This window comes from Acidovorax facilis (genome assembly GCF_050626955.1).
GTDB classification, from domain to species: domain Bacteria; phylum Pseudomonadota; class Gammaproteobacteria; order Burkholderiales; family Burkholderiaceae_C; genus Acidovorax; species Acidovorax facilis.
Map to the genome: position 1 here is coordinate 4,107,092 of NZ_CP192460.1, position 21,194 is coordinate 4,128,285.

Here is a 21,194-nt window from a genome sequence, read left to right on the forward strand (position 1 = left end):
AGCCAATCGAAGTAAAAGCACCAGACAATTGACGGATGCTAAAAGTCATTGCAATCGCTTTGCCTCTCCTGATCGGCTGGTTTGCGTGGTCTGTCACTGCGGCTCTTTCCAACGGCATCTACCCCCTGGGGCGAGTTGACATGCTCGAAAAGTTGCTTTTTTGGGCCCCTATATTGGGGTTTTGTGTACCCATGGCGGTCCGTGGCTTTGCCACACGCAGGTCGCTTGCAGCTCTTTGGCTGCTGGCGTTGGCACCCGCATTCGGCTTCGCGAACAACCTATTTTTTGTCGTCATGGCTCCCGGTGGTACACGCGCCAAGGCCGACGGTATCAGCAGTGGCTGGACACTTGCGGTGATGTGGCTAGTGCCATTCGCCGTCATCTCCATTCAATTGATCCTGCAGCGCGTCCGGTCACGACGACCACCGCTGCCGTAGACGGTTTACATTCGCGGCTTTCTTGTTGGGGCAGCGTTGAGGACGGGCCAAGTAGCATGGCAAAATAACTGTGTTTAATCTCAGTATTTCCGAGAGCACGATGTGCTTTTTTCCGCCACTTAGGAGACCTCCCATGCTGGACCACATGACCTTCCGCGTCACCGACATCGCCCGCGCCAAGGCGTTCTACACCGCCGCCCTCGCGCCGCTGGGCTACAGCCTGTGTTTTGAAGGCAACTACGGCTCGAACATGCTGGGCTTTGCCTACCCGGATCCGGCCGAACCTGATGGAAAGAAGGCCGACGTGTGGTTCATCGACGGCCCCTCGCCCTACGGCGGCCCGCCAGCCACCACGGGCTGCCACCTGGCCTGGCGCGCCCAGAACCGGGCGCAAGTGGATGCTTTTTATGCCGCCGCGCTTGCGGCGGGCGGCAAGGACAACGGAGCCCCGGGCCTCAGGCCCGACTACCACGCGCACTATTACGGCGCTTTCGTGATTGACCCGGAAGGCAACAACATCGAGGCGGTGTGCCACCTGCCTGAATAGATGTTAGATGTGCCTGCAAGGCTGAAGGGTGGCCAGGCCCGGCAAGGCGAGGCCACCCGGTGCATGGCCCTGTGCACTGAGTGCTGCGTGATCAGTCCAGCTTCACGCCTGCCGCCTTGATGATCTCGCCCCAGCGCTTGGACTCGGAGCGTGCCATGGCGCGGAACTGCTCGGGCGTGCCGGGCAGGGCTTCCATGCCGAAGTCGTTCATGCGCTTGACCACGGCGGGGTTGAGCAGGGCCTTGTTCAGGTCGCCGTTCAGGCGCGCCGTGATCGCAGCGGGCAGACCGGCGGGCGCCAGGATGCCCTGGAACGCAAACACCTCGGTGTTGGGCACACCGGCTTCGGCCAGGGTGGGCACGTCCGGCAGCGCGGCCACGCGCTTGGCCGAGCCGATGGCCAAGGCACGCACCTTGCCCGAAGTGATCACCGGCAGGCCGGCAGCCAGGTCCAGGAACATGCACGGCACCTGCCCGCCCATCACGTCCTGCAGCGCAGGCGCCGCGCCGCGGTAGGGGATGTGGGTGAGGAAGGTCTTGGTGCGGTTCTTGAACATCTCCATCGCCAGGTGGTGCGGCGAACCATTGCCGGGCGACGCGTAGTTGAGCTTGCCGGGGTTGGCGCGCGCGTAGGCGAGGAATTCCTTCACCGTCTTGGCTTCGAACGCCGGGTGCACCACCAGCGCCAGCGGGAAGCGGCTGATGCCGCCCACGTAGGTGAAGTCCTTTTCGGGGTTGAACGGCAGCTTGGTGAACAGGTGTTCGTTGTAGGCCAGGATGGCGTTGTCGGCCGACATGAAGGTGTTGCCGTCGGGTTTGGCCGTGGCCACGGCCTGGCCGCCGATGTTGGTGGAGGCGCCTGGGCGGTTGTCCACGATGATCTGCTGGCCCAGCGTCTGGCGCATAGCCTCGGCCACGGTACGGGCCAGCACGTCGGTGCCGCCGCCTGCGGGGTAGGGCACCACCCAGCGCAGGGGCTGGTCGGGCCAAGCTGCTTGCTGGGCCAGGGCCCAAGGGGCGGCGGTGGTGGCGCCTGCGGCGGCCAGGGCGGACAAGAGGGTTCTACGCTGCATGGGGTTGTCTCCTAATGGAACTATTAAATTAATAGCTGCTAGCGCCCATCCAATAAGCGCTAGAGCCTGTTTTTTCTTGTATTTCTGACCGCACATGCGCGCGTCGCTTGAAACCGGCGCGCGCTAAGGCCAGCGCCACCGTGGAACTGGCTTTGCCAGGCCACGAGTGGCGTCCCCCTGAGGGGAAGACGCCGAAGGCGGCTCAGGGGGCTGCGATGCTCTGGTCGATGGCGCCAAAGATGCTCGCGCCGTCCTTGCCCTTGATTTCGATGCGGATGGTGTCGCCGAACTTCATGAATTCGGTGCTGGGCTTGCCGTCCTGGATGGTCTCGATGCAGCGCTTTTCGGCGATGCAGCTGTAGCCCTTGGGCCATTCGGTACGGCCGTTGGCGTCGGTCACGCCCTTGTTGCTCACGGTGCCGCTGCCGATGATGGAGCCCGCGCGCAGGTTGCGCGTCTTGGCCACGTGGGCGATCAGCTGGCCGAAGTGGAAGGTCATCTCGGGGCCCGCGTCGCACATGCCGACCTTGCGGCCGTTCCAGGTGGACTGCACGGTGAGGTTCACGCGCCCATGGTCCCAGGCGTCGCCCAGCTCGTCCAGCGTGACGGCCACAGGGCCGAAGGCGGTGGCGGGCTTGCTCTGGAAGAAACCGAAACCCTTGGCCAGCTCGGCAGGGATCAGGTTGCGCAGGCTCACGTCGTTGGCAATCATCACCAGGCGGATGCCGTCCAGCGCCTGGTCGGCGGTGGTGCCCATCTTCACGTCGCCGGTGATGACGGCGATCTCGGCCTCAAAGTCGATGCCCATGGCTTCGCTGGGCACCACCACATCGTCGCAAGGGCCGATGAAGTCGTCGCTGCCGCCCTGGTACATCAGGGGGTCGGTATAGAAGCTCTCGGGCACTTCGGAATTGCGCGCTTTTCGCACCAGTTCGACGTGGTTGATGTAGGCCGAGCCATCCGCCCACTGGTAGGCGCGGGGTAGCGGGGCCATGCATTGCTTGGGGTCAAACGGGAACGCGTGGCGCGCGCGGCCGCTGTTGAGCTGGTCGTACAGGTCCTGCAGCTGGGGCGAGATGAAGCCCCAGTCGTCCAGCGCCTGCTGGAGCTTGCTGGCGATGCCGGTCGCATAATGGGCCGTGCCCAGGTCGCGGGAGACGACAACCAGTTGGCCGTCGCGCGAGCCGTCTTTGTAGGTAGCGAGTTTCATGGTGGCAGGACCTTTGTCTCAAGGGGTTGAAAGTCTTCACCCAACACGAATTACGCTTGGGTAAATTGATTTAACTAAACAAAACTCGCAAATTTTAGTGCACATGGACAAAGAACGTGCAGGAATTCAATCGGTCGAGGTGGGTTTTGCCCTGCTGGAGGGGCTGACACGCTCGCGCGGACCGCTCATGCTCAAGGATGTGGCGGCCTCGGCGGGCATGAGCGCGGCCAAGGCGCACCGGTATCTGGTGAGCTTTCAGCGCCTGGGCCTGGTCACACAGGACCCGCGCAACGCCCGCTACGACCTGGGCCCCGCCGCCCTCAAGCTGGGGCTGGCGTCGCTGGCCCGGCTCGATGCCGTGCGCCTGGCGCGCGAGCGCATGCCGGAGCTCATGGAAGCCATCGGTCACACGCTGGCGCTGGCCGTGTGGGGCAACCACGGCCCGACCATCGTGCACTGGGAGGAGTCGCCCCAGGCTGTCACTGCCAACCTGCGCCTGGGTGACGTGATGCCGCTGTTGTCGTCGGCCACCGGCCGCTGCTTTGCGGCGCACATGGCGCCTGATGTGGTGGCGCCGCTGCTCAAGGAGGAGCTGGCCCGCGCCGTGAAGATGCGCCGCACCGACCTGCCCTCGACCATGACCGAGGTCAATACCCTGCTCGCCGAGGTACGCGAACGCGGTGCCGCGCGGGTGGTAGATACCTTGCTGCCCGGCATCGTGGCGTTCTGCGCACCCGTGTTTGACGCGGACGGCCACCTGGAGTTGGGCATCACCACGCTGGGCTCGATTGCCACCTTCGACCCCGAGTGGGGCGGCGCCATCGACGCGCCGCTGCGCGCGGCTGCGGCCCAGCTCTCCAGTGATCTGGGCGCGGGCAGCGCCTGACGGCCCCGGCACGCAGGTAGATGCCACGGCGCGCGCTGTTTCTCATCACAGTCCTGGTGCTGGCCCTGCACTGGCTGGTGCTGAGCGGCGTGCCGCTGGCTTGGGACAGCCCCCGGTCGCCTGTCGGCAAAGTGTTCAGCACGCGCAGCATTGCGGCCCCCCCGCCACCCGCTGCCGCTGTGGCAGCTGTGGCAGCCGTTGCCCCCATTGCGGCGAAACCTGCGGTCGCGCCCAAGCCGCCCGCGCGCCCCAAACCACAGGCACGGGCAACACCCCAGCCCCCGGCCGCCCAGGCGCCACCCCCTGCATCCCCCTCCACCGAGGCCACGGCCCCCAGCACCGAGGCGGGTGCAGACGTCGCGCTGGCCGCCCCCGCCGAAGCTGTCTCGACCGTTGTGGAGGAAACGCTCCCCACAACGGCAGCCTCCCCTGCATCGGCACCAGCCCAGGCATCATCAGCGCCTCTCCCCTCTGAAGCCACAACAGGCGTGGACATCGCCCCGCCCGGGGCTGGCACGGACCACACGCCCAACACGGCACCACCGCCTGTGCGCCTGCCCCCGCCTACACGGCTGGCGTTTGACGTGAGTGGGCAGGCCAAGAAATTTGCCTACAGCGCCCGCGCCGAGCTGCTGTGGCAGCACGATGGCAGCCGCTACGAGGCGCGGCAGGAGATCAGCGCGTTCTTGGTTGGCACCCGGGCGCAGCGCAGTGTGGGCGCCATCACGGCCCAAGGGCTGTTGCCCGAGAAATTTTCAGACAAGTCCCGCAGCGAGCAGGCAGCGCACTTCGACTACACCAAGAGCCGGGTCACCTTCAGCGCCAACACGCCGGACGCCACCGTGGGCACGGGGGTGCAGGACCGGCTGAGTGTGTTCATCCAACTCGGTGCCCTGCTCGCCGCCGATCCCGCCCGGTTTGTGACCGGCACCCAGATCACGCTCACCACCGTGAGCGCGCGCAGCGCCGACCGCTGGACCTTCACCATCGAGGGGGCAGAAACACTGGACCTGCCCACAGGCGCCACGCCCACCCTCAAGTTGCAGCGCCTGCCCCGCAAGGACTACGACCAGAAGGCCGAACTGTGGGTGGCCCCCGCACTGGGTTATCTGCCGGTACGCATCAAGCTCACCCAAGCCAACGGCGACTTCGCCGACCTGCAACTGAGCCGCAGCGGCCCGCCTTGATGGTCTGGAGGGGTCTTGTTAAAAAGTGTTGCGCAGGAGCGCCATCCCACCAAAATAGACCCGCGAAACCGGAAGCACCGGGTTTTCATGAAATACTGCATCGGCAAGGGGACAAAAGCCACGGGCTTTGCCTGTGCCACTTGAACTCTGCGCACCCGCTGTCATCTGACATCTATATCGACAAGGGGAACACGATGCACATGCTCTACGACTCAGAATCCTTCGTGGTGGTCCACATGCTGCCCGACGCCGTGGAGAAAAAGAGCGCCCAGGTGCTCAACGACACCGCCCCCGCCGTTCCCCAGCTCGCGCGCCACGGCTTTGAAATCGTGGACAAGCGCTCCGGCAAAGAGGTGTACCTGGACGGCTCTTGGGCCGAGATGTTCCAGGAGCAGATCCTGGCCTGGCAGCGCGACACCCCCACACAGGAAGAAGTGGAAGACGCGCTGGACCGCTATGCGGGCCTGGCACAGAACCCGGTCGTGGTGCACTGACCGCATCCTCCACAGCAGCCATCCCTGGATGGCCCAGGAGGCCCAGATCGGTCTCCTCCATTCTCGGCAGACTGGGGCAGCGCCCCCAGTTGTCACACCTCAATCACCTCGGGCGGCAGCCCCTGCAGGTGCCGTTCATGCATCGCCAGATAGGCAGCCTCGATATCACGCGCAAACTGGTGGGTGTTGAACAAGGGGGACTGGGCTTTTTCCGCTTGGAGTTTGTCGCGAAGCGCCTTCAAGCGCGCAGGGTCCTGGGCGAGCGAGATCGCCAGGGCTTCATATTCGGCGGCGCTGTGGGTCACAAGCTCCGGCAGGCCCACAGCATGTAGCAGGCTGGCCGCCACTCGCGCCGCAAACGATTCTCCCAGCCGCGTGAGCACCGGCAGACCCGCCCACAAGGCATCGCTGGCCGTGGTGTGAGCGTTGTAGGGCAAGGTATCCAGAAACAGGTCGGCCAACCGGTGGCGCGCCAGATGCTCGCTCAGAGGCAGGCGCTGTGCAAACACCAGCCTCTCGGCCGCCACGCCGCGCGCCTGCGCCTCGCGCCGCAGGCTGTCCTCCACAGCAGGGTTGTCTGCCAGAAGCCACAGAACGCTGTCAGGCACCCCTTGCAGAATGCGCATCCAGCTGTCGAATACCTGCGGGAGGATCTTCTGGTTGTTGTTGAAACAGCAGAACACGCTCCCCGTGGCAGGCAGCCGCGCCTCTTCCCTGGTAAACATCCGGTCACTGATCGCGCGCTGCGAGTCGTTGACCTGGTAGCTGTGCGGCAGGTAGACGAGTTTTTCGGTGAAATGGCGCCGCGCGTCGGGGGGCACAACCACCTTGTCGGCAATCACGTAGTCCATATAGTCTGCCCCGGTCGTCCCCGGGTAGCCCAGATAACCGGCCTGGATGGGGGCGCAGCGGTGGGCAAAAATGCCAAAGCGGCAGCCCGTGGTGAAACCCATCAGGTCAATGGCGATGTCGATGCCCAGCTCCCGCGACAAGCGGGCAATATCGATCTCGCTGCGCTCGCGCACGTCGATGAAATGGTCGAAACCTGCAACCAGACGCGCGCGCATGGCATCCGTCGCGGGAGGTCCGAACGAAAACGCAAACCACTCGAAGCGTTCACGGTCATGGACTTCGAAAAGCTGCGCTATCAGATACGAAGTGGCGTGGCCGTGGAAATCCGCAGAGTAGTAACCGACCCGGATCTTGCCTGCGCCAGCACGCGCAAGGATGGGCCCCAGGACGGTGGATTCAGGAAAATCCTGCTGTACGGAAGCTTGTGCCGCCTGCTTGTGCAACTCGGGCGAGTCGAACAACGAAAGCGCGATGAAGGGTTTCACACCCAGCTCACCGGCCCGGATGCTCCGCTCACATTGCGCCATGTCGTCTGCCAAGTGCCCCCAATCGCCGGTCTTGAGCCTGCAGCTCGCAAGATACCCGAGCAGATACTTCGCATCTGGCTTGAGGCGATACACCTGCGTGTAGTCGGCCACGGCGTCCTGATGCCGGTTGAACCGGATGTTCAAATTGGCGCGGTTGTAGTACAGGTCTGGCCTTTCAGGCGCCAGCCGAATCGCCTGGTCGTAGACGGCAAGTGCTTCTGCATACCGCCCCGCCTCCAGCAACGAAAGGGCTAGGAACGCCAGGATCTCCACGTCGAGTGGGCTCAGTTGGGCAGCCTTCTGAAAAGCCTGTACCGCATTGGACAGTTGGAAAAGGCTGCGCTGCGCGATCCCCAGGTTCTTGTGGGCTTGAACCAGTTTGTCATTGCCCTGAATGGCGGCCTCGAAGTGCGCAATGGCCTGCGTCCACTGCTCCTTTTGCGCCAGGATCGCCCCCTTGCCGTTATGGGCTTCGGCGTGCTGAGGCCTCAGTGCAACAACCTGATCGAAACATTTCAGGGCCTCGTCCGAACGGCCGGCATCGGCGTGCAGCATGCCCATGTTCTGGCACGCGTCCACGTCCTGGCCGTCCAGGGCAAAGGCCTGTTCATAACATTTCAGCGCCTCGTCCAGCCGCTCCATCTGGCGCAGGGCATTACCCTTGTTGTTATGGGCGGCAGCCAGTCTGGGCTGAAGGGCGATGGCCCGGTCGTAGCTTGCGATGGCGTCTTCGGGCCGCGACAACTCCTTGAGCGTGATCCCCCGGTTGACGTAGGCTTCTGCGAAATCTGGGCGCAGGCTGGTGGCTCGCTCAAAATGCGCCAGTGCTTCGTCATGGCGCTTCAATGCGCTCAAAGCCAGCCCACGATTGATGTGGGGCGCAGCATCGTCCGGAGCCAGCTTGATGGCCTGGCCGATCAGGTCCACCGCAATTTGCAAGTGACCCGCCTGGTACGCCAAAACGCCTTGCATGTGCAGGGCGCCAACGTTTTTGGGGTCATTCTTCAAAATGGTGTTGTAGAGCTGGTTGGCCTGCGCAATAGCGCCCTCCCGGTGTGCTCGCATGGCCTGGTCCAACCACGCAGCCAGTTGGGCTTTTGTCACTTGGGGAGGGCGTATTCCGAAGTTGTAGTGAATGCTCATGATCCAGGGTGTGCAGCGGATAGAAACGCGGAACGGCCGTCACTAGGACAACCCTCCAGCGCCAATAAAAGGGAGATTGTGACGCGAGCGCCCCCTCGGTCAGATCGCCGCTGCCGGATAGATGCGCCGGTACAGCGGGCCTACCAGCATCAGCACCGCCATCAACCGGCATACCTGAAACGCTGTGACCACGGGCACGCCCAATTGCAGCACCTTGGCGGTAATCGCCATCTCCGTGATACCGCCCGGCGAAGTACCCAGCAGCAAGGTGACCCAGGGCAACCCCGTGGCCCAGGCCAGCAGGCCCGCGAACAACGTGCACGCCCCCATCAACACCAGCGTACCGGCGGCTACGGATACGAGCCAGCGGGGAGCCGTGCGCAGGAAATCAGCCCGAAAGCGCACTCCGAGACTCACACCGATCACCAGTTGCGCTGCGTTCACCATGGCCGCCGGCACGGCGGACAGGCTGATGCCCGCCATCGTGAGCGCCATGGACACGAGCATGGCGCCCATGAACCAGGGGTTGGCACGGCCCAGCCGGTCCATCACCAGGGCACCAGCACCCGTCAGCAGCGCCATCAGCGCCAAGCCGGGCCAGTCCACCGCCCGCACGGTGGGCGGCAGAATGTCCAGGCCATGCAGACCGCTCCACTGCAAGGCAAAGGGAATCGTCACGGTGACGATCAGCAAGCGCAGGCTGTGGCTCGCTGCAACCAAGTCGGTGCGTGCGTTCTCGCGCTCGGACAGCAAGGTCATCTCGGACGCAGCACCAATTGCACCGGCGAAGTAACTGGTGGCGCGCAGCATGGGTGCAGGCACACCGTGCATGCGCGGTGCATGCAGCCTGTACAGCCAAGCACCGAACAGCCAGCCGAGAAAAAGCGCCCACACGATGCCCAGCACGATGGCCCACCACAGCCCGCTGATCAGCGCCGCCACCTGGGGTGTGAAATAAAGGCCCAGCGCTGCGCCAATGGTCCACTGCCCGGCATTGCGCAGTGGCCCCCAGCTCTGCGTAGGGCCGCCAGCGATCGACACGACGGAAGTCGCCAGCAACGGGCCGATCATCCAGGGCAAGGGCGTGTGCAGAGCCACGCAGCCGACTGCGGCGGCAAGGGCCAGAACAAGTGTTGCAAGAACGCGAAAGAGAGAATTCACAGGCATGGTGAAAGTGAGACGGCATCAGTCGATGGCCAGTACACCCTACAGCCACCATACCGACACTTTCGACCTGGCGACCCGTCCAAATGGGAAAGGGAGACAACGTGAAAAGCCGCACCCATTTGCCTTTCAGGTTCAAGGGGCACCAGCGCCTCTGAAGTAAGCAATGGTCTGGCGCAATCCAGCATCAAGATCCATACGGGGCTCCCAGCCGCCCAGCAGTTGGTGCGCCAGCGCGATGTCGGGCTGCCGCTGCCGGGGGTCATCTCCCGGCAGAGGGTGGTGGGTGATCCGGGCGGTGGCCCCCGTGTGAGCAAGGACCTTCTGGGCGAGTTCCAGGATGGTGAATTCCCCAGGATTCCCCAAGTTGACAGGCCCCGCCACTTCGTCAGGCGTTGCCATCATGCGCACCAGTGCTTCCACCATGTCGTCCACATAGCAGAAGCTGCGGGTCTGGTCACCTGAGCCGTATACGGTCAGGTCAGCGCCGCGCAACGCCTGCACGATGAAGTTGGAGACCACCCTGCCATCGTCCGGGCGCATGCGGGGGCCATAGGTATTGAACAGCCGCACCACCTTCGTGCGCACGCCATGCTGGCGCCGGTAATCGAAAAACAGGGTCTCCGCACAGCGCTTTCCCTCGTCATAGCAGGCCCGCACGCCAATGGGATTGACGTTGCCCCAGTAGGACTCCGGCTGTGGGTGCACGCTGGGGTCGCCATACACCTCGCTGGTGGAAGCCTGAAGAATTACGGCCCTGCACTGGCGGGCCAGCTCCAGCAGGTTCAGCGCCCCCATCACGCTGGTACGCAGGGTCCGCACGGGGTCGGCCTGGTAGTGCACGGGCGATGCGGGGCAGGCGAGGTTGTAGATTTCGTCTACCTCAGCGGCCAGCGGCTGGGTGACATCGTGCCGAAGCCAACGAAAACGCGGCGAAGCCTGGAGGTGGGCAATGTTCTTTTCGGAGCCCGTGGAAAAGTCATCCACGCACAGCACCCCATGACCATCTTGCAACAAACGCTCGCACAAATGAGAGCCGAGGAAGCCCGCGCCTCCGGTCACCAGGATTGACTTAGCCTTCTTCATGGTGTGGTGGCCCCAGATGCATCCACCGCGTTCCGCCCCACCGTCAGATAGTCAAACCCCAAAGCACGCATGGACCGAGGCTCGTAGAGGTTGCGCCCATCCACGACCAGCGGCTGCCGCAGGACTGCCCGCAGGGCATCGAAGTCAGGACTGCGAAACACCTGCCATTCGGTCACGATCAACAATGCGTCGGCATCGCGCGCCGCATCCATTGGACTTTGGGCATAACGGATACGCTCCAGCAGGTCGGGCCGATCCTGCAAATCGTCTTGCAGGCATCGGCGAGCTTCCTGCATGGCCACCGGGTCGAACACCTGCAGCACCGCACCGCGCTCCAGCAGTTCACGCACCAGCACCCTGCTGGGAGCCTCGCGCATGTCGTCGGTATTGGGTTTGAAGGCCAGCCCCCACAACGCAAACCGTTGGCCCGAAAAATCCGGGCCGAGCCGCTGCACCAGCCTGTCCACCAGCTGCCGCTTCTGTCCATCATTGACCTGCGCCACCGCCGCCAACAACCGCAGCGGGAGCCCGACGTCATCGCCCATGCGCTGCAACGCTGTCACGTCCTTGGGAAAGCAACTGCCACCGTAACCGACGCCGGGATAAAGAAAGCTGTCACCAATGCGCGGATCAGCGCCAATACCCACCCGCACAGGTTCGATATCCACCCCCAGACGATCTGCCAGATTGGCCATTTCATTCATGAAACTGATGCGCGTGGCGAGCATGGCGTTGGCGGCGTACTTTGTGAACTCTGCGCTGCGGCGGTCCATGCAGATGACGCGATCATGGCCATGCCCGAAAGGGCGGTACAACGCACGCATGAGATCACCAGCGCGCTGCTCTTCGGGCGACTCGCCCAACCCAACGATGATCCGGTCAGGCCGCATGAAGTCGTTGATCGCACTGCCCTCTTTGAGGAACTCCGGGTTCGAGACCACCGCAAAGCCAGGTGCTGGCTGGGCACCGGGCCAGCGCTGGGCAAGCACAGTAGCGACGGCCTTGTGCACCGCTTCGCCCGCGCCCACAGGCACGGTAGATTTGTTGACGATCACCTTGAAGCTGGTCATGTGGGTCGCGATGGCTCCCGCCACCTCGAACACATGACTCAGGTCCGCGCTGCCATCGTCCGCAGAGGGCGTGCCCACCGCGATGAACTGCACGTCACCGTGGGCAACACCGCGCGCCATGTCGGTGGAAAACGCCAGCCTGCCGGCGCGGACATTGCCGACGATCAGCTCCTGCAGCCCTGGCTCGTAGATTGGAACCTCTGCGCGCTGCAGTGTGGCAATTTTGTCGGCATCCGTGTCGATGCACAGGACATCATTGCCCAGCTCTGCAAGGCATACGCCGGTAACGAGCCCCACATAACCGGTTCCGAACAAGGTGAGATTCATGAAGGGGGCAAAAAAACTGAAAAATACAAGACATGGGGCTCGCGCCCACGCGAAGGGCGCCGTGAAGTTTCACACCTCAATCACATCGGGAGGCAGCCCCTGGTGCGCGCGTTCGACCATTGTGGTGTATGCCGACTCGATATGCCGCGCAAAGAGCCGGGCATTGAACAAGGGCGACTGGGGCCCCTGTTCCTCCAACTTGTCCCGAATGCTCTTGAGTTGCGCCACATCGCGGGCAAGCTCTATGGCTCGGGCCTCAAATGCAGACTGCGTCTGGGTGACAAGCTCGGGCAACCCCACGGCATGCAACAGGCTCGCCGCCACTCGGCTCGCAAACGATTGTCCTGAACACGTCAGAACCGGCAGCCCTACCCACAGGGCATCGCTCGCGGTGGTGTGCGCGTTGTAGGGCAGCGTATCAAGGAAGAGGTCGGCCATCCGCTGGCGGGCGAGATGCTGGTCCATGGGCACGCGGCTGGCAAACACGAGGCGGTCTGCAGAAATCCCCCGGGCCTGCGCCTCTCGGCGCAGATTCCGCGCCGCAATCGGGTTGTCTTCCAGCAGCCACAAGACGCTGCCTTCAACGGCATGGAGGATGCGCATCCAGCCGTCAAACGTGGGCGGCAGGATCTTGAAGTTGTTGTTGAAGCAGCAAAACACAAAACCAGTGGCGGGCAAACCCAGTTCGTCGCGGGAAAATGTCCGGTCAGCGACTTTGCGCTGGGAGTCGTTGACCTGGTAGCTGTGCGGCAGATAGACCACTTTTTCAGTGAAGTCGGCCTGGGCACGGGGAGGAATCACCACCTTGTCGGCGATCACATAGTCCATGTAACTGGCGCCGATGGTGCCAGGGTACGCCAGGTAGCTGACCTGAACGGGTGCACACCGGTAGGAAAAACATCTCAAACGCGTCGCTTGCGTAAAGCCCATCAGATCCACAGCAATGTCGATACCAAGCTCTCGCGAAAGCTGCGCAATATCAAGATCGGTACGCTCACGCACATCCAGAAAATGGTCAAAGGCCACCACCAGTCGCTCGCGCATGCTGTCGTGCACCTGGGGACTGACCGAAAACGCGAACAATTCAAATCGCTCGCGGTCATGCACTTCAATCAGCTCTGCAATCAAGTACGCCGAGGGGTGATTGCGAAAATCTGCAGAGTAGTAACCGATGCGAATCTTCTCGCCCCTCGCTCGAACAGGAATCGCGCCCAACGCTGCAGAGCCAGGCATATCGCGTTCTACAAGACGGCTTGCAATCTCTTTGTGGAGGGCAGGCTGGTCGAACACGGACAGAGCAGAGAATGGCTCAAGGACAGGCTTCCTAGCCCGGATGTCCTGTTGGAGCTGAAGCAGTTCTTCCTCCAGGTTTTGCCAAATACAGCCATGGACCTTGGCGGTAACGATCTCGCTTTGCAGCATCGCCAAAGGAGCGGGCAGGCGCTGGGCCAGATAGAACTGCTGCAAAGCCTCGTCGTACTGCTTCATCTCCCGCAAAAGCCGGCCCATGAGGAATCTGGACTCCCCCTGCTGGGGCCGAAGCTCGATCGCGCGGCTCACGTCCGCCAGTGCGCTTTCCAGATTTCTCAGTTGCAGTTGCGCCTCGCCACGGTTGTTGTACGCCTCGGCGGACTGCGGGTTGATCTCCAGCGCCCGGCTGAAGGCAGCAACCGCTTCTGCATACCGGCCCAGCCTCAGCAAAGCCGTGCCCCGGTTGTTGTGCGGCTCCGGTATCTCGGGTGCGCGCTCGATCACCTGGTCCATGCACTCCAGGGTTTCATCAAACTGCTTCATCTGCAGGTGAATGCAGCCCAGATTGAAACGCGCCTGCACATTCGCAGGATCTATCGCCAGCACCTTGCGGTAGCTTTCCATGGCCTCCGGCAACCGATCCAAGGTTTGCAGTACCGTTCCCCGGTTGTAATGTGCGAGCCCCAACCCGGGCGAGAGTGCAATGGCCTGATCGAACGAAGCCAGCGCGTCCTGATTGCGCTGCAGGCGTAGCAGCGCGTTGCCACGATTGAAGTAGGGATCAACGTAGTCGGGCTTGAGAGCGATGGCCCGGTCGTAGGCGCGAATAGCGTCTGCGGGCCGGTTGGCCATCATCCATTCATTGCCCCGGGTGTTGCACGCCGTCGCATCATCGGGAAGGGGCGACTCCACAGATCTAACGCCCGCAACCAAGCCCGCTCCATAGTTGATTCCGAATTTAAAACTGGGCTGGCTGGCTGGTATGGCACCAGGCTTGAAGGACTGGCCGAAATGAGGTTTCTTTGTGTCGGTCAAGGTGCTTCCCGATACAGATGAGAGGTTGACATCCCGTCATGGTAAACACCTGCGCGGCACCGAACCGCCGTCCAGCGCCAGCCGGGCGGCTCCAGGGACAACAGCCAAGTCCGCCGCAAGGCAAACCGCCATGGAAAGCGGGTACTGTGGCCTCCTCTTTCTGGGCGCGCAGAGCGCACTGGCGGAGCTTTTCAGCGCTCAGGCGCGCCCCGCCTGTGTGCCATTTCTTGTCCCATCCGGCCCAGCACAGTGGGCTCCAAAAGATGCAGCGCCGCCGGGTAGGCCTGGCGCTCCTCGTGGTGGATATGGCTCGCATAGCGCGCCGTAAATCGATCAAAAAGCGCCTCTTCCGATTCCGAGAAGCCTTCGATTTCCCCCTGTGCCAACGCTTGTAGTGGAACTCGCGCCGCCGCCCAGTCAGCCACCATGTCGACATGGTCCTGTTGCAGCCGCTGCACCAGAGTCCTCATCTCCGGTGCAGCCTGGGCCAGCAACAGCGGGAAGACATGGAGCTCCTCATCCTCATGGTGCAATGGCGCAGCGACATCAAAGTAGCGCAACACATCGCGCGCGGCCTGGCGCGCGCTCTCATCGGCACCTTGCTGGCGGACATGTTCACGCAGGCGGTCCAGCAGTGCCAGCGTGCGCTGCACGCGCTCGTGGCAGGCCTCCAGCATGGCGAAGGGCTCTTCGAACCCGACTGCAGGCGCGCTGAAGCCAGGAACGTGGCGAGCAGGAGCAGAAGTGGACGCCATCCTCGCCTCACCCAAAGCGCACGGGCTGGCCCTGGCGGTCGAAGGGGATGTAGGCACCATGCGAACCGCCCTTGATCGCATCCACCATGCGCTGCAAAGGCGCCTCGGCATCGGCGCTGGTGGGCGCCTTGTTCAGGGTGCCCGACATGGCGGCCGCGAACACCATGGCCCAGTCGTGGCCAGGGGCTGTGAACTGGCTGGCCTCACCGACCAGCGCGTCGAACGACGGCAGCTCCTGTGGCGTCTTGTCCACGCACATCAGTGGCACCAGCGCGCCGCCCTGCCCGGCTTCAAACCGGGCCCGCTGCGCGGGGGTGGCATCGTCGGGCAATTCAACGGCAGCAAACACGAACAGGAGCCGCTGGGGTTCAGGCTGCATGCGTGCCGCCTCAAGTAGATCGTCGAAGCTGGAAATGTTCATAAAAAATTTCGATGAATTAAAAAATGCTGCGAGGGAGGCTCGGTCTTCTCAGAAGCCTGGCACCACGCCCTTATGCGGGTCTAGCGTGCTCACATAGCTGTCTGCTACAGGTCGAGCACGCGCTGCCTTGCGCGATTGCACGGTGCCAATGCTGACAAAACACAGCGCCTGCTCCCAGGCGTCCAGCTGGAACAAGCCGCGCAATCCGGGGGACTTGAGGGCCTTGCCGCTGGTGAGGGCCGATCCGAAGCCCTGTGCAGTGGCCATGAGCAACATGTTCTGCACCGCGCAGCCAGCGGACACCAAGCGCTCTGACAGGTCGATGGCGGGGTCGCCGCACTGGCTATCTACCACCACCAGCATGAGTACCGGGGCACGGTAGGCCTTTTCGCGGGCCTGCTCGGCCTGCTCGGGCGTGGCGGCAGGATCTCGTTCGCACAGAGCCTGCGCAAACACGTCGGCCAACGCCGGCCGCGCGGCGGCGGGCACCAGCACAAAACGCCACGGCGTCAATTGGCCGTGGTCCGGCGCGTGGGCCGCAGCGCTGAGAATCTGGGCCAGTTCCCCCGCACTGGGTCCGGGAGCAGTCAGGCGTTTAGGCAGGATGGTCTGGCGCGAGTGGATCAGCGCGGCGGCCATGGCGGCGGTATCGTCTGGCGGGAGAGCAGCAGTTGGCACCTGCCGGGGGGCATGGTGCAAAGGCCAGGGAATGACAGCCATCACAGGTCCTTGAAAGAAGCTTCTTCAGCCCGGCCGGCCGTCGGCCCGCAGGCAACCGTACCACCGGCCCAGCCGGACACCCCATACGCCCATGGTGGCGGCCCACAGGAAAGCCGCCACCGGCAGCACCCACACCCACGCTATGCCAAAAACGCCCGGCACTTCTGCCGCAATGCGCAACACGGTAGCCACCTGCAGCAGCCAGAACAATGTCCACGCCGTTTGGTCAGCAACCAGCGCACGGCCACTGTGCCCACACGACACCCGCGTCACCATGGCCAGCATCAGCGATGCCAGGCAGCCCATGGTCAGGGCATGCAGCGCGCCCAGGCCCAGGGTTCCCATGCCATAGCCCCACGCCAGCCACCGCGAAAGCCCTCCAAGCAGAAAGGCAAGGCCAAGCCACAGGAAACCGATATGCAGCATGGCCAGCAACCTGTTCTTGAGGCTTTGTACCAGCCCCCAGACACAGGCCAGCCAGACCAGCACGCCCCCGATCACCAATTGCAGCGTGCCGTGTACCAACCCCCAGGCCGGCCCCGCAGCGCTGGCAGGCAATCCGAGCCAGTCCAGCCACACCGCCAGCACCTGCAGCACGGCGGCCGCCAGCATCAGCCACAGCACCCAGAAAGGCCGCCAGGCCTGCACCATGGGCATGGCGCTGGAGGTGAAAAATGGAATCATGCGGTGCGCCACCGTGACATACACCACCACCACAAACCCCCACAGGCCGGTGAAGACCCAGGCACGTGCGAGCGCATGGGTGCCCACGGCCAGCCCCAGCCACAGCCCGGCCAGGCTGACACAGCCCAACGTACAAGCCCAAGCGATGGTGCGAGCATGCAACTGGTCCTCGGCCTGGCTGCGCCGCACACGCCCCCAGAACTGCGCAGTCATCCAGACGAGGCCCGCCGTCGCCACCGCCAATCCGACCAGCGCCACGCCAACCCATAGGTGCGCGCCCGCCAGCCACAACAGCCACCCCACCGCCTGCGCCACCAGCGGTGCGCGAATCGCCTCCACTGGCAAAGGCTCCACCCCGAGCCATTTAGGGCCTGCTGTGAACAGGAAGCCGGAAAAGAACAGGGGAATGAATCCGAACGCCATCACCGCCGAGTGCACCAGCGTCGGAGACACTGCGTAGTAAAGCCCCCACCCACCGCTGGACCGCGCCACCTGCACCAATGCCCACCACCCCCCTGACGCCACCAGCACCACCATGGCCAGGAAAAACCCCAACCGGTGCGGCGCCAGCATCAGATAGCGCCAGCGCCATTGCCTGTCCAGCGACGCCAGCATCTCCGGCGACGGTTTTCCCGACGCGGTGCGCAGGGGGATGACGGGGCGAGAGGTCACCCGCAGGTCCCCAAATGCCCGCACTGCGTGCAGTAGTCGCAACCATCCTTGCGAATCACGGCGTGGGCGCCACACTCGCTGCACTTCTTGCCCGCCATGGCCTGGGGCACAGCCACCGGGGGCGGTGCAGGCTCATCCAGCGGCAGCTGCTGCTGCACCGGGTCGGCCACGCGGCGCGCCAGGATGTTCTGGATGGCATAGGCCATGGCCGCCACCTCGGAGTCGTGCCACATGGGCACCAGCGTGCCGTCGTCCTTGCGGTGGGTGCCCAGGCGCACGGGGCCGCGGTCCCAGGCGACCTTGCGCATGTCCGACAGCGCCCGCTCCAAAAAGCCGCCACGCGCTGCCAGCGACAACATGCGCATGCTGGACGTGATCCACTGCTGCGACTCGCCGCTTTGGCCCACGGGCATGAAGAACTCAATGGCGCGGTCTACCGTGCCGTTACCGATGCCAGTGGGAACGGGGAGGAACGACACGATGAGGTACAGCGTCTTGTGGCCCTCTTGCGTCCAGTATTCGAGCTTCTCCGCAACGGCGGAGAGGCCGCCTTGGGGGCGGCTTTCGATGACGGTGCGCATGGGGTCCACCGGGGGTGCGGGTGGCACCATGGGCGCAGCAGCAAGCGTTGGCGCAGGTGCAGCGTGGGTCTCCAGCACAGACCCCAGGATGGCGTTGGGCCGGTAGGTGGCCAGACCTTTGAGCTTGGCGCGCCAGGCCTGAAGATACAGGTCCTTGAACCCTTCGTAGGGGTAGTCGGCAGGGATGTTGACAGTCTTGGAGATGGCCGTGTCCACAAAGGGCTGCACGGCCTCCATCATGGCAATGTGGCCTTCGGCGGGCATGGCGAGGGCCGAGACGAAATAGTCCGGCAACGCATCTACATCGCCGCCCAGCTCGCGGTACAGCCGCCAGGCGTGGTCTTCCACCGCGTACTCGGTCGTGCTGCCGTCGGACTCGCGCTTCTTGCGCTTGTACATCCACGAAAACGGCGGCTCGATGCCGTTGGAAGCGTTGTCGGCAAAGGCCAGGCTCACCGTGCCCGTGGGGGCGATGGAGAGCAGATGGCTATTGCGGATGCCATGCTGGCGGATGGCAGCTTGGAGCGACTCCGGCAGGCGGCTGGCAAACGTGCCTTCGGCCAGATAGCCGTTGGCATCGAACTTCGGAAACACTCCTTTCTCACGCGCCAGGTCCACCGATGCGGCATACGCTGCGTCGCGCATGTACTCGGCAATCCGTGCAGCCATGGTGCGGCCCTCGGGCAGGTCGTAGCGCAGGCACAGCATGGCCAGTGTGTTGCCCATGCCGGTAAAGCCCACACCAATGCGGCGCTTGGCCATGGCCTCGTCGCGCTGCTGCGGCAGCGGCCAGTAGGTCACATCGAGCACGTTGTCGAGCGCACGCACCTGCAGCGCCACGGCTTTGGTAAACGCATCGAAATCAAACGCAGCAACCCCGCCAAAACCGAAGGGGTGGCGTACAAAGCGGGTCAAGATGATGGGCCCCAAATCACAGCAGCCATACGACGGCAGCGGCTGTTCGCCACAGTTGTGCACCACGATACCGTTGGCGTCGAAGGCATGCACATCGGCCACAGTGACGTCGTAAACATCTTCCACCCCTGCATCCACCAAAGCCTGCACGGTGGCGGTGAACCGTTCGCGATTGAGCGCACGCCGGTACTGCGCCAGCCCTTCTTGCAAACGCGCCGCTTTGTCTGTGTCACAAAAGCCCACCCGCTCGGCAAATACCGCGAGGTTGTCCCCACTAATAACCAGTTCGTGCTGCGCACGCGTAGCGTAGGACTGCATCCCCCCTTTGCCATTGGGCAGGTTGCGCTCAGCCGCCGGGCGACGGTTGCGGTACAGCGTGGAAGCGATACCCATGCGCAACAACATGCGCTGCACAGTTTGCAGCAAGGCCTCGTCGCTTTGCGACAAGCGCACGCTCAAGCCTTTGTCCTGCGCACCTTGTACCGATCCATCGGCATCGAACAGCCCAGACAGCAGGCCCTGCGCGAAGGCAGACGATTGCCGCTCCATGGCAACCGTGATGGTCTTGTGGCCCGGCGCCATTCCCAGTTCATGCGCGAGTTTCAAGAGCGCCGCACTGGCCAGCCGTGTCTCACCGCGTCCTGTCACAGGGCGCTGAAAGCCTTTGAAATCTGCACGGTGCGGCAACGTAGCTGCCGCAGCCATGGCGACCCGCATGATGCCGTCCGCCCCGGTGGCCGCGAAAGCTACCGTGCCCTGCCCCACGGCTTTCAGCTCAGGCGCCCACACCGAAATCACGGCCTTGTCGGCATTAAGGGTTCCGTCACCAATCAACAAACCCAGCAGGTAACCTTCTGCCTGCGTGCCTGCACCGCCCCAGCCCGCAAAGGCCCGGTGGTCGTGCAGCACAACCTCATCGCCCAGCTGCAGCTGCGCCGCCTCCGTCCATTCCACCTCCAGGCAGTAACGGGTCTTGCACGCCACGCGGCGCACACGATGGTCTGCGGTAAGGCGCAGTACATGCCCCTCTTCGGTTTGCAACTGCAGCACGGGTTTGGTGCCGGTCTTGAAGAAGCCATGACTCTCGACCCGGTAAGCGCTCCCATCCACCACCGCTACAAACGGGCGCCCTACTAGGTCAGCCACTTGCGCAGGCCCTTCAGTGGTCATGACCCAGGTGTCTTCTGTCACACAGGGATTGGTCGCCGCGATGTCTTCGCAATAGTGCAGGTTGTTGTCTTCGTTGATGCGCCCCAGGAACAGGATACCGGGCTCGGCAAAGTCGTAGGCCGACTTCATGATGGTGTCCCACAGCTCGCGTGCGGGCACGGTGGCATACACCCACTGGCCGTCTGCACGCTGGCGGGCGCCCTGGGCGAGCAACGCAGCGCCGGGGCGAGCCTTGTGCACCAGCTCCCACTGTGCGTTGTTCTGCACGGCTGCAATGAACTCGTCCGACACGCCCACCGACACATTGAAGTTATTCCAGCGCCCTGGCGTGCGCTTGGCCGTGATGAACTCGTGCACATCGGGATGGTCGATGCGCAGCACGCCCATCTGCGCCCCCCGCCGCGCGCCCGCGCTCTCCACGGTGGAGCAGGACTGATCGAACACGTTCATGTAGCTGCACGGCCCCGATGCCATGGAGGCGGTGGCCTTCACCTGTGCGCCCTTGGGACGGATGCGGGAGAAGTCATAGCCCACGCCCCCGCCACGGCGCATGGTCTCGGCCGCCTCACGCAACGCTTCGTAGATGCCCGGAAAGCCTTCGTCATCCACGCCCTGGATGCAGTCACCCACGGGCTGCACAAAGCAGTTGATAAGGGTGGCCTGTATGTCGGTGCCTGCCGCGCTCATGATGCGGCCCGCACCGATGGCGCCTGCCTTCAGGTTGGCGAGGAACAAGGCTTCGTACTTATCGCGCAGCTCCGGTTTTTCGACCGAGGCCAGAGCCCGCGCCACACGCTGGTACAGCTCGTCGGCGGTGGTTTCGCCAGGTTTGAGGTATTTCTCGCGCAGCACATCCAGGCTGATGGGCTGCAGGGACGAGGTGGGCTTGAGGGGGGGCTGAGGTTCGCGTTTCATGGGGGCCGATGATTTGGGTTTCACGCCAGTGAGGTCTTGCGTTCCATCAAGAGGGCCTCATTCCTCACGGATC

At 63.7% G+C, this 21,194-nt stretch carries 17 protein-coding genes; 5 read left to right on the forward strand and 12 right to left on the reverse strand.

What is annotated here, in order from left to right; genetic code table 11:
• The first annotated feature begins 35 nt into the window (after nt 1-35).
• Together ACQ4MJ_RS18795 and ACQ4MJ_RS18800 are read left to right on the forward strand one after the other, a co-directional pair.
• Complete coding sequence (locus tag ACQ4MJ_RS18795) at nt 36-437, forward strand: hypothetical protein (RefSeq protein WP_431151650.1); 402 nt, start codon at nt 36-38, stop codon at nt 435-437.
• A gap of 133 nt (nt 438-570) precedes the next feature.
• Complete coding sequence (locus ACQ4MJ_RS18800) at nt 571-984, forward strand: VOC family protein (protein WP_431151649.1); 414 nt, start codon at nt 571-573, stop codon at nt 982-984.
• Between the two features lie 91 nt (nt 985-1,075).
• Here ACQ4MJ_RS18800 and ACQ4MJ_RS18805 read toward each other — a convergent pair whose 3' ends face one another.
• A complete protein-coding gene (locus ACQ4MJ_RS18805; RefSeq protein WP_431151648.1) occupies nt 1,076-2,056 on the reverse strand; it encodes a Bug family tripartite tricarboxylate transporter substrate binding protein in 981 nt (326 codons plus the stop codon).
• 202 nt (nt 2,057-2,258) lie between these two features.
• Entirely contained in the window at nt 2,259-3,266 is a 1,008-nt protein-coding gene (locus ACQ4MJ_RS18810; RefSeq protein ID WP_055396939.1) for a fumarylacetoacetate hydrolase family protein, read from the reverse strand.
• 103 nt (nt 3,267-3,369) lie between these two features.
• Between ACQ4MJ_RS18810 and ACQ4MJ_RS18815 the strand changes: the two genes are divergently transcribed.
• The 3 genes from ACQ4MJ_RS18815 to ACQ4MJ_RS18825 all read left to right on the forward strand — a co-directional run bounded on the left by ACQ4MJ_RS18815 (nt 3,370) and on the right by ACQ4MJ_RS18825 (nt 5,833).
• The gene (locus ACQ4MJ_RS18815) at nt 3,370-4,152 is read left to right on the forward strand and encodes an IclR family transcriptional regulator (protein ID WP_055396937.1); all 783 of its coding nucleotides are present in this window, start codon (nt 3,370-3,372) and stop codon (nt 4,150-4,152) included.
• A 20-nt stretch (nt 4,153-4,172) separates the two neighbouring features.
• Nucleotides 4,173-5,339, forward strand: a complete 1,167-nt coding sequence (locus ACQ4MJ_RS18820) for a DUF3108 domain-containing protein (protein ID WP_431151647.1) — start codon at nt 4,173-4,175, stop codon at nt 5,337-5,339.
• A gap of 194 nt (nt 5,340-5,533) precedes the next feature.
• Nucleotides 5,534-5,833 carry a BTH_I0359 family protein gene (locus ACQ4MJ_RS18825; protein WP_055392879.1) on the forward strand — a complete coding sequence of 100 codons (300 nt, stop codon included), beginning with the start codon at nt 5,534-5,536 and terminating at the stop codon, nt 5,831-5,833.
• Nucleotides 5,834-5,925: 92 nt separating this feature from the next.
• On the opposite strand, the gene ACQ4MJ_RS18830 is transcribed toward ACQ4MJ_RS18825, so the two are convergent.
• The 10 genes from ACQ4MJ_RS18830 to ACQ4MJ_RS18875 form a co-directional block, all read right to left on the reverse strand.
• Complete coding sequence (locus ACQ4MJ_RS18830) at nt 5,926-8,355, reverse strand: tetratricopeptide repeat protein (RefSeq protein ID WP_431151646.1); 2,430 nt, start codon at nt 8,353-8,355, stop codon at nt 5,926-5,928.
• 99 nt (nt 8,356-8,454) lie between these two features.
• A complete protein-coding gene (locus ACQ4MJ_RS18835) occupies nt 8,455-9,522 on the reverse strand; it encodes an AbrB family transcriptional regulator (protein ID WP_431151644.1) in 1,068 nt (355 codons plus the stop codon).
• A 132-nt stretch (nt 9,523-9,654) separates the two neighbouring features.
• Nucleotides 9,655-10,605 carry a UDP-glucuronic acid decarboxylase family protein gene (locus ACQ4MJ_RS18840; RefSeq protein WP_431151643.1) on the reverse strand — a complete coding sequence of 317 codons (951 nt, stop codon included), beginning with the start codon at nt 10,603-10,605 and terminating at the stop codon, nt 9,655-9,657.
• Nucleotides 10,602-12,002 carry a UDP-glucose dehydrogenase family protein gene (locus ACQ4MJ_RS18845; protein WP_431151642.1) on the reverse strand — a complete coding sequence of 467 codons (1,401 nt, stop codon included), beginning with the start codon at nt 12,000-12,002 and terminating at the stop codon, nt 10,602-10,604. Before ACQ4MJ_RS18845 ends, ACQ4MJ_RS18840 begins: the two co-directional genes overlap by 4 nt.
• A gap of 69 nt (nt 12,003-12,071) precedes the next feature.
• Nucleotides 12,072-14,288 (reverse strand): tetratricopeptide repeat protein, encoded by a 2,217-nt coding sequence (locus tag ACQ4MJ_RS18850; protein WP_431151641.1) that lies wholly within the window; start codon nt 14,286-14,288, stop codon nt 12,072-12,074.
• A 191-nt stretch (nt 14,289-14,479) separates the two neighbouring features.
• On the reverse strand, nt 14,480-14,965 hold the full coding sequence (locus ACQ4MJ_RS18855) for a hemerythrin domain-containing protein (RefSeq protein WP_431151640.1): 486 nt from the start codon (nt 14,963-14,965) through the stop codon (nt 14,480-14,482).
• Nucleotides 14,966-15,050: 85 nt separating this feature from the next.
• The gene (locus ACQ4MJ_RS18860) at nt 15,051-15,464 is read right to left on the reverse strand and encodes a ribonucleotide reductase subunit alpha (protein WP_431151639.1); all 414 of its coding nucleotides are present in this window, start codon (nt 15,462-15,464) and stop codon (nt 15,051-15,053) included.
• Nucleotides 15,465-15,512: 48 nt separating this feature from the next.
• On the reverse strand, nt 15,513-16,184 hold the full coding sequence (locus tag ACQ4MJ_RS18865; RefSeq protein WP_431151638.1) for a nitroreductase family protein: 672 nt from the start codon (nt 16,182-16,184) through the stop codon (nt 15,513-15,515).
• A 24-nt stretch (nt 16,185-16,208) separates the two neighbouring features.
• The gene (locus ACQ4MJ_RS18870; RefSeq protein WP_431151637.1) at nt 16,209-17,540 is read right to left on the reverse strand and encodes an NnrS family protein; all 1,332 of its coding nucleotides are present in this window, start codon (nt 17,538-17,540) and stop codon (nt 16,209-16,211) included.
• Entirely contained in the window at nt 17,537-21,121 is a 3,585-nt protein-coding gene (locus tag ACQ4MJ_RS18875) for an LAGLIDADG family homing endonuclease (protein WP_431151636.1), read from the reverse strand. Before ACQ4MJ_RS18875 ends, ACQ4MJ_RS18870 begins: the two co-directional genes overlap by 4 nt.
• Between the last annotated feature and the right edge of the window lie 73 nt (nt 21,122-21,194).

Coding starts and splice junctions, on each gene's coding strand:
- ACQ4MJ_RS18795 (WP_431151650.1), top strand. CDS start 36: ATGCTAAAAGTCATTGCAATCGCTTTGCCTCTCCTGATCGGCTGGTTT.
- ACQ4MJ_RS18800 (WP_431151649.1), top strand. CDS start 571: ATGCTGGACCACATGACCTTCCGCGTCACCGACATCGCCCGCGCCAAG.
- ACQ4MJ_RS18805 (WP_431151648.1), bottom strand. CDS start 2,056: ATGCAGCGTAGAACCCTCTTGTCCGCCCTGGCCGCCGCAGGCGCCACC.
- ACQ4MJ_RS18810 (WP_055396939.1), bottom strand. CDS start 3,266: ATGAAACTCGCTACCTACAAAGACGGCTCGCGCGACGGCCAACTGGTT.
- ACQ4MJ_RS18815 (WP_055396937.1), top strand. CDS start 3,370: ATGGACAAAGAACGTGCAGGAATTCAATCGGTCGAGGTGGGTTTTGCC.
- ACQ4MJ_RS18820 (WP_431151647.1), top strand. CDS start 4,173: ATGCCACGGCGCGCGCTGTTTCTCATCACAGTCCTGGTGCTGGCCCTG.
- ACQ4MJ_RS18825 (WP_055392879.1), top strand. CDS start 5,534: ATGCACATGCTCTACGACTCAGAATCCTTCGTGGTGGTCCACATGCTG.
- ACQ4MJ_RS18830 (WP_431151646.1), bottom strand. CDS start 8,355: ATGAGCATTCACTACAACTTCGGAATACGCCCTCCCCAAGTGACAAAA.
- ACQ4MJ_RS18835 (WP_431151644.1), bottom strand. CDS start 9,522: ATGCCTGTGAATTCTCTCTTTCGCGTTCTTGCAACACTTGTTCTGGCC.
- ACQ4MJ_RS18840 (WP_431151643.1), bottom strand. CDS start 10,605: ATGAAGAAGGCTAAGTCAATCCTGGTGACCGGAGGCGCGGGCTTCCTC.
- ACQ4MJ_RS18845 (WP_431151642.1), bottom strand. CDS start 12,002: ATGAATCTCACCTTGTTCGGAACCGGTTATGTGGGGCTCGTTACCGGC.
- ACQ4MJ_RS18855 (WP_431151640.1), bottom strand. CDS start 14,965: ATGCTGGAGGCCTGCCACGAGCGCGTGCAGCGCACGCTGGCACTGCTG.
- ACQ4MJ_RS18860 (WP_431151639.1), bottom strand. CDS start 15,464: ATGAACATTTCCAGCTTCGACGATCTACTTGAGGCGGCACGCATGCAG.
- ACQ4MJ_RS18865 (WP_431151638.1), bottom strand. CDS start 16,184: ATGGCTGTCATTCCCTGGCCTTTGCACCATGCCCCCCGGCAGGTGCCA.
- ACQ4MJ_RS18875 (WP_431151636.1), bottom strand. CDS start 21,121: ATGAAACGCGAACCTCAGCCCCCCCTCAAGCCCACCTCGTCCCTGCAG.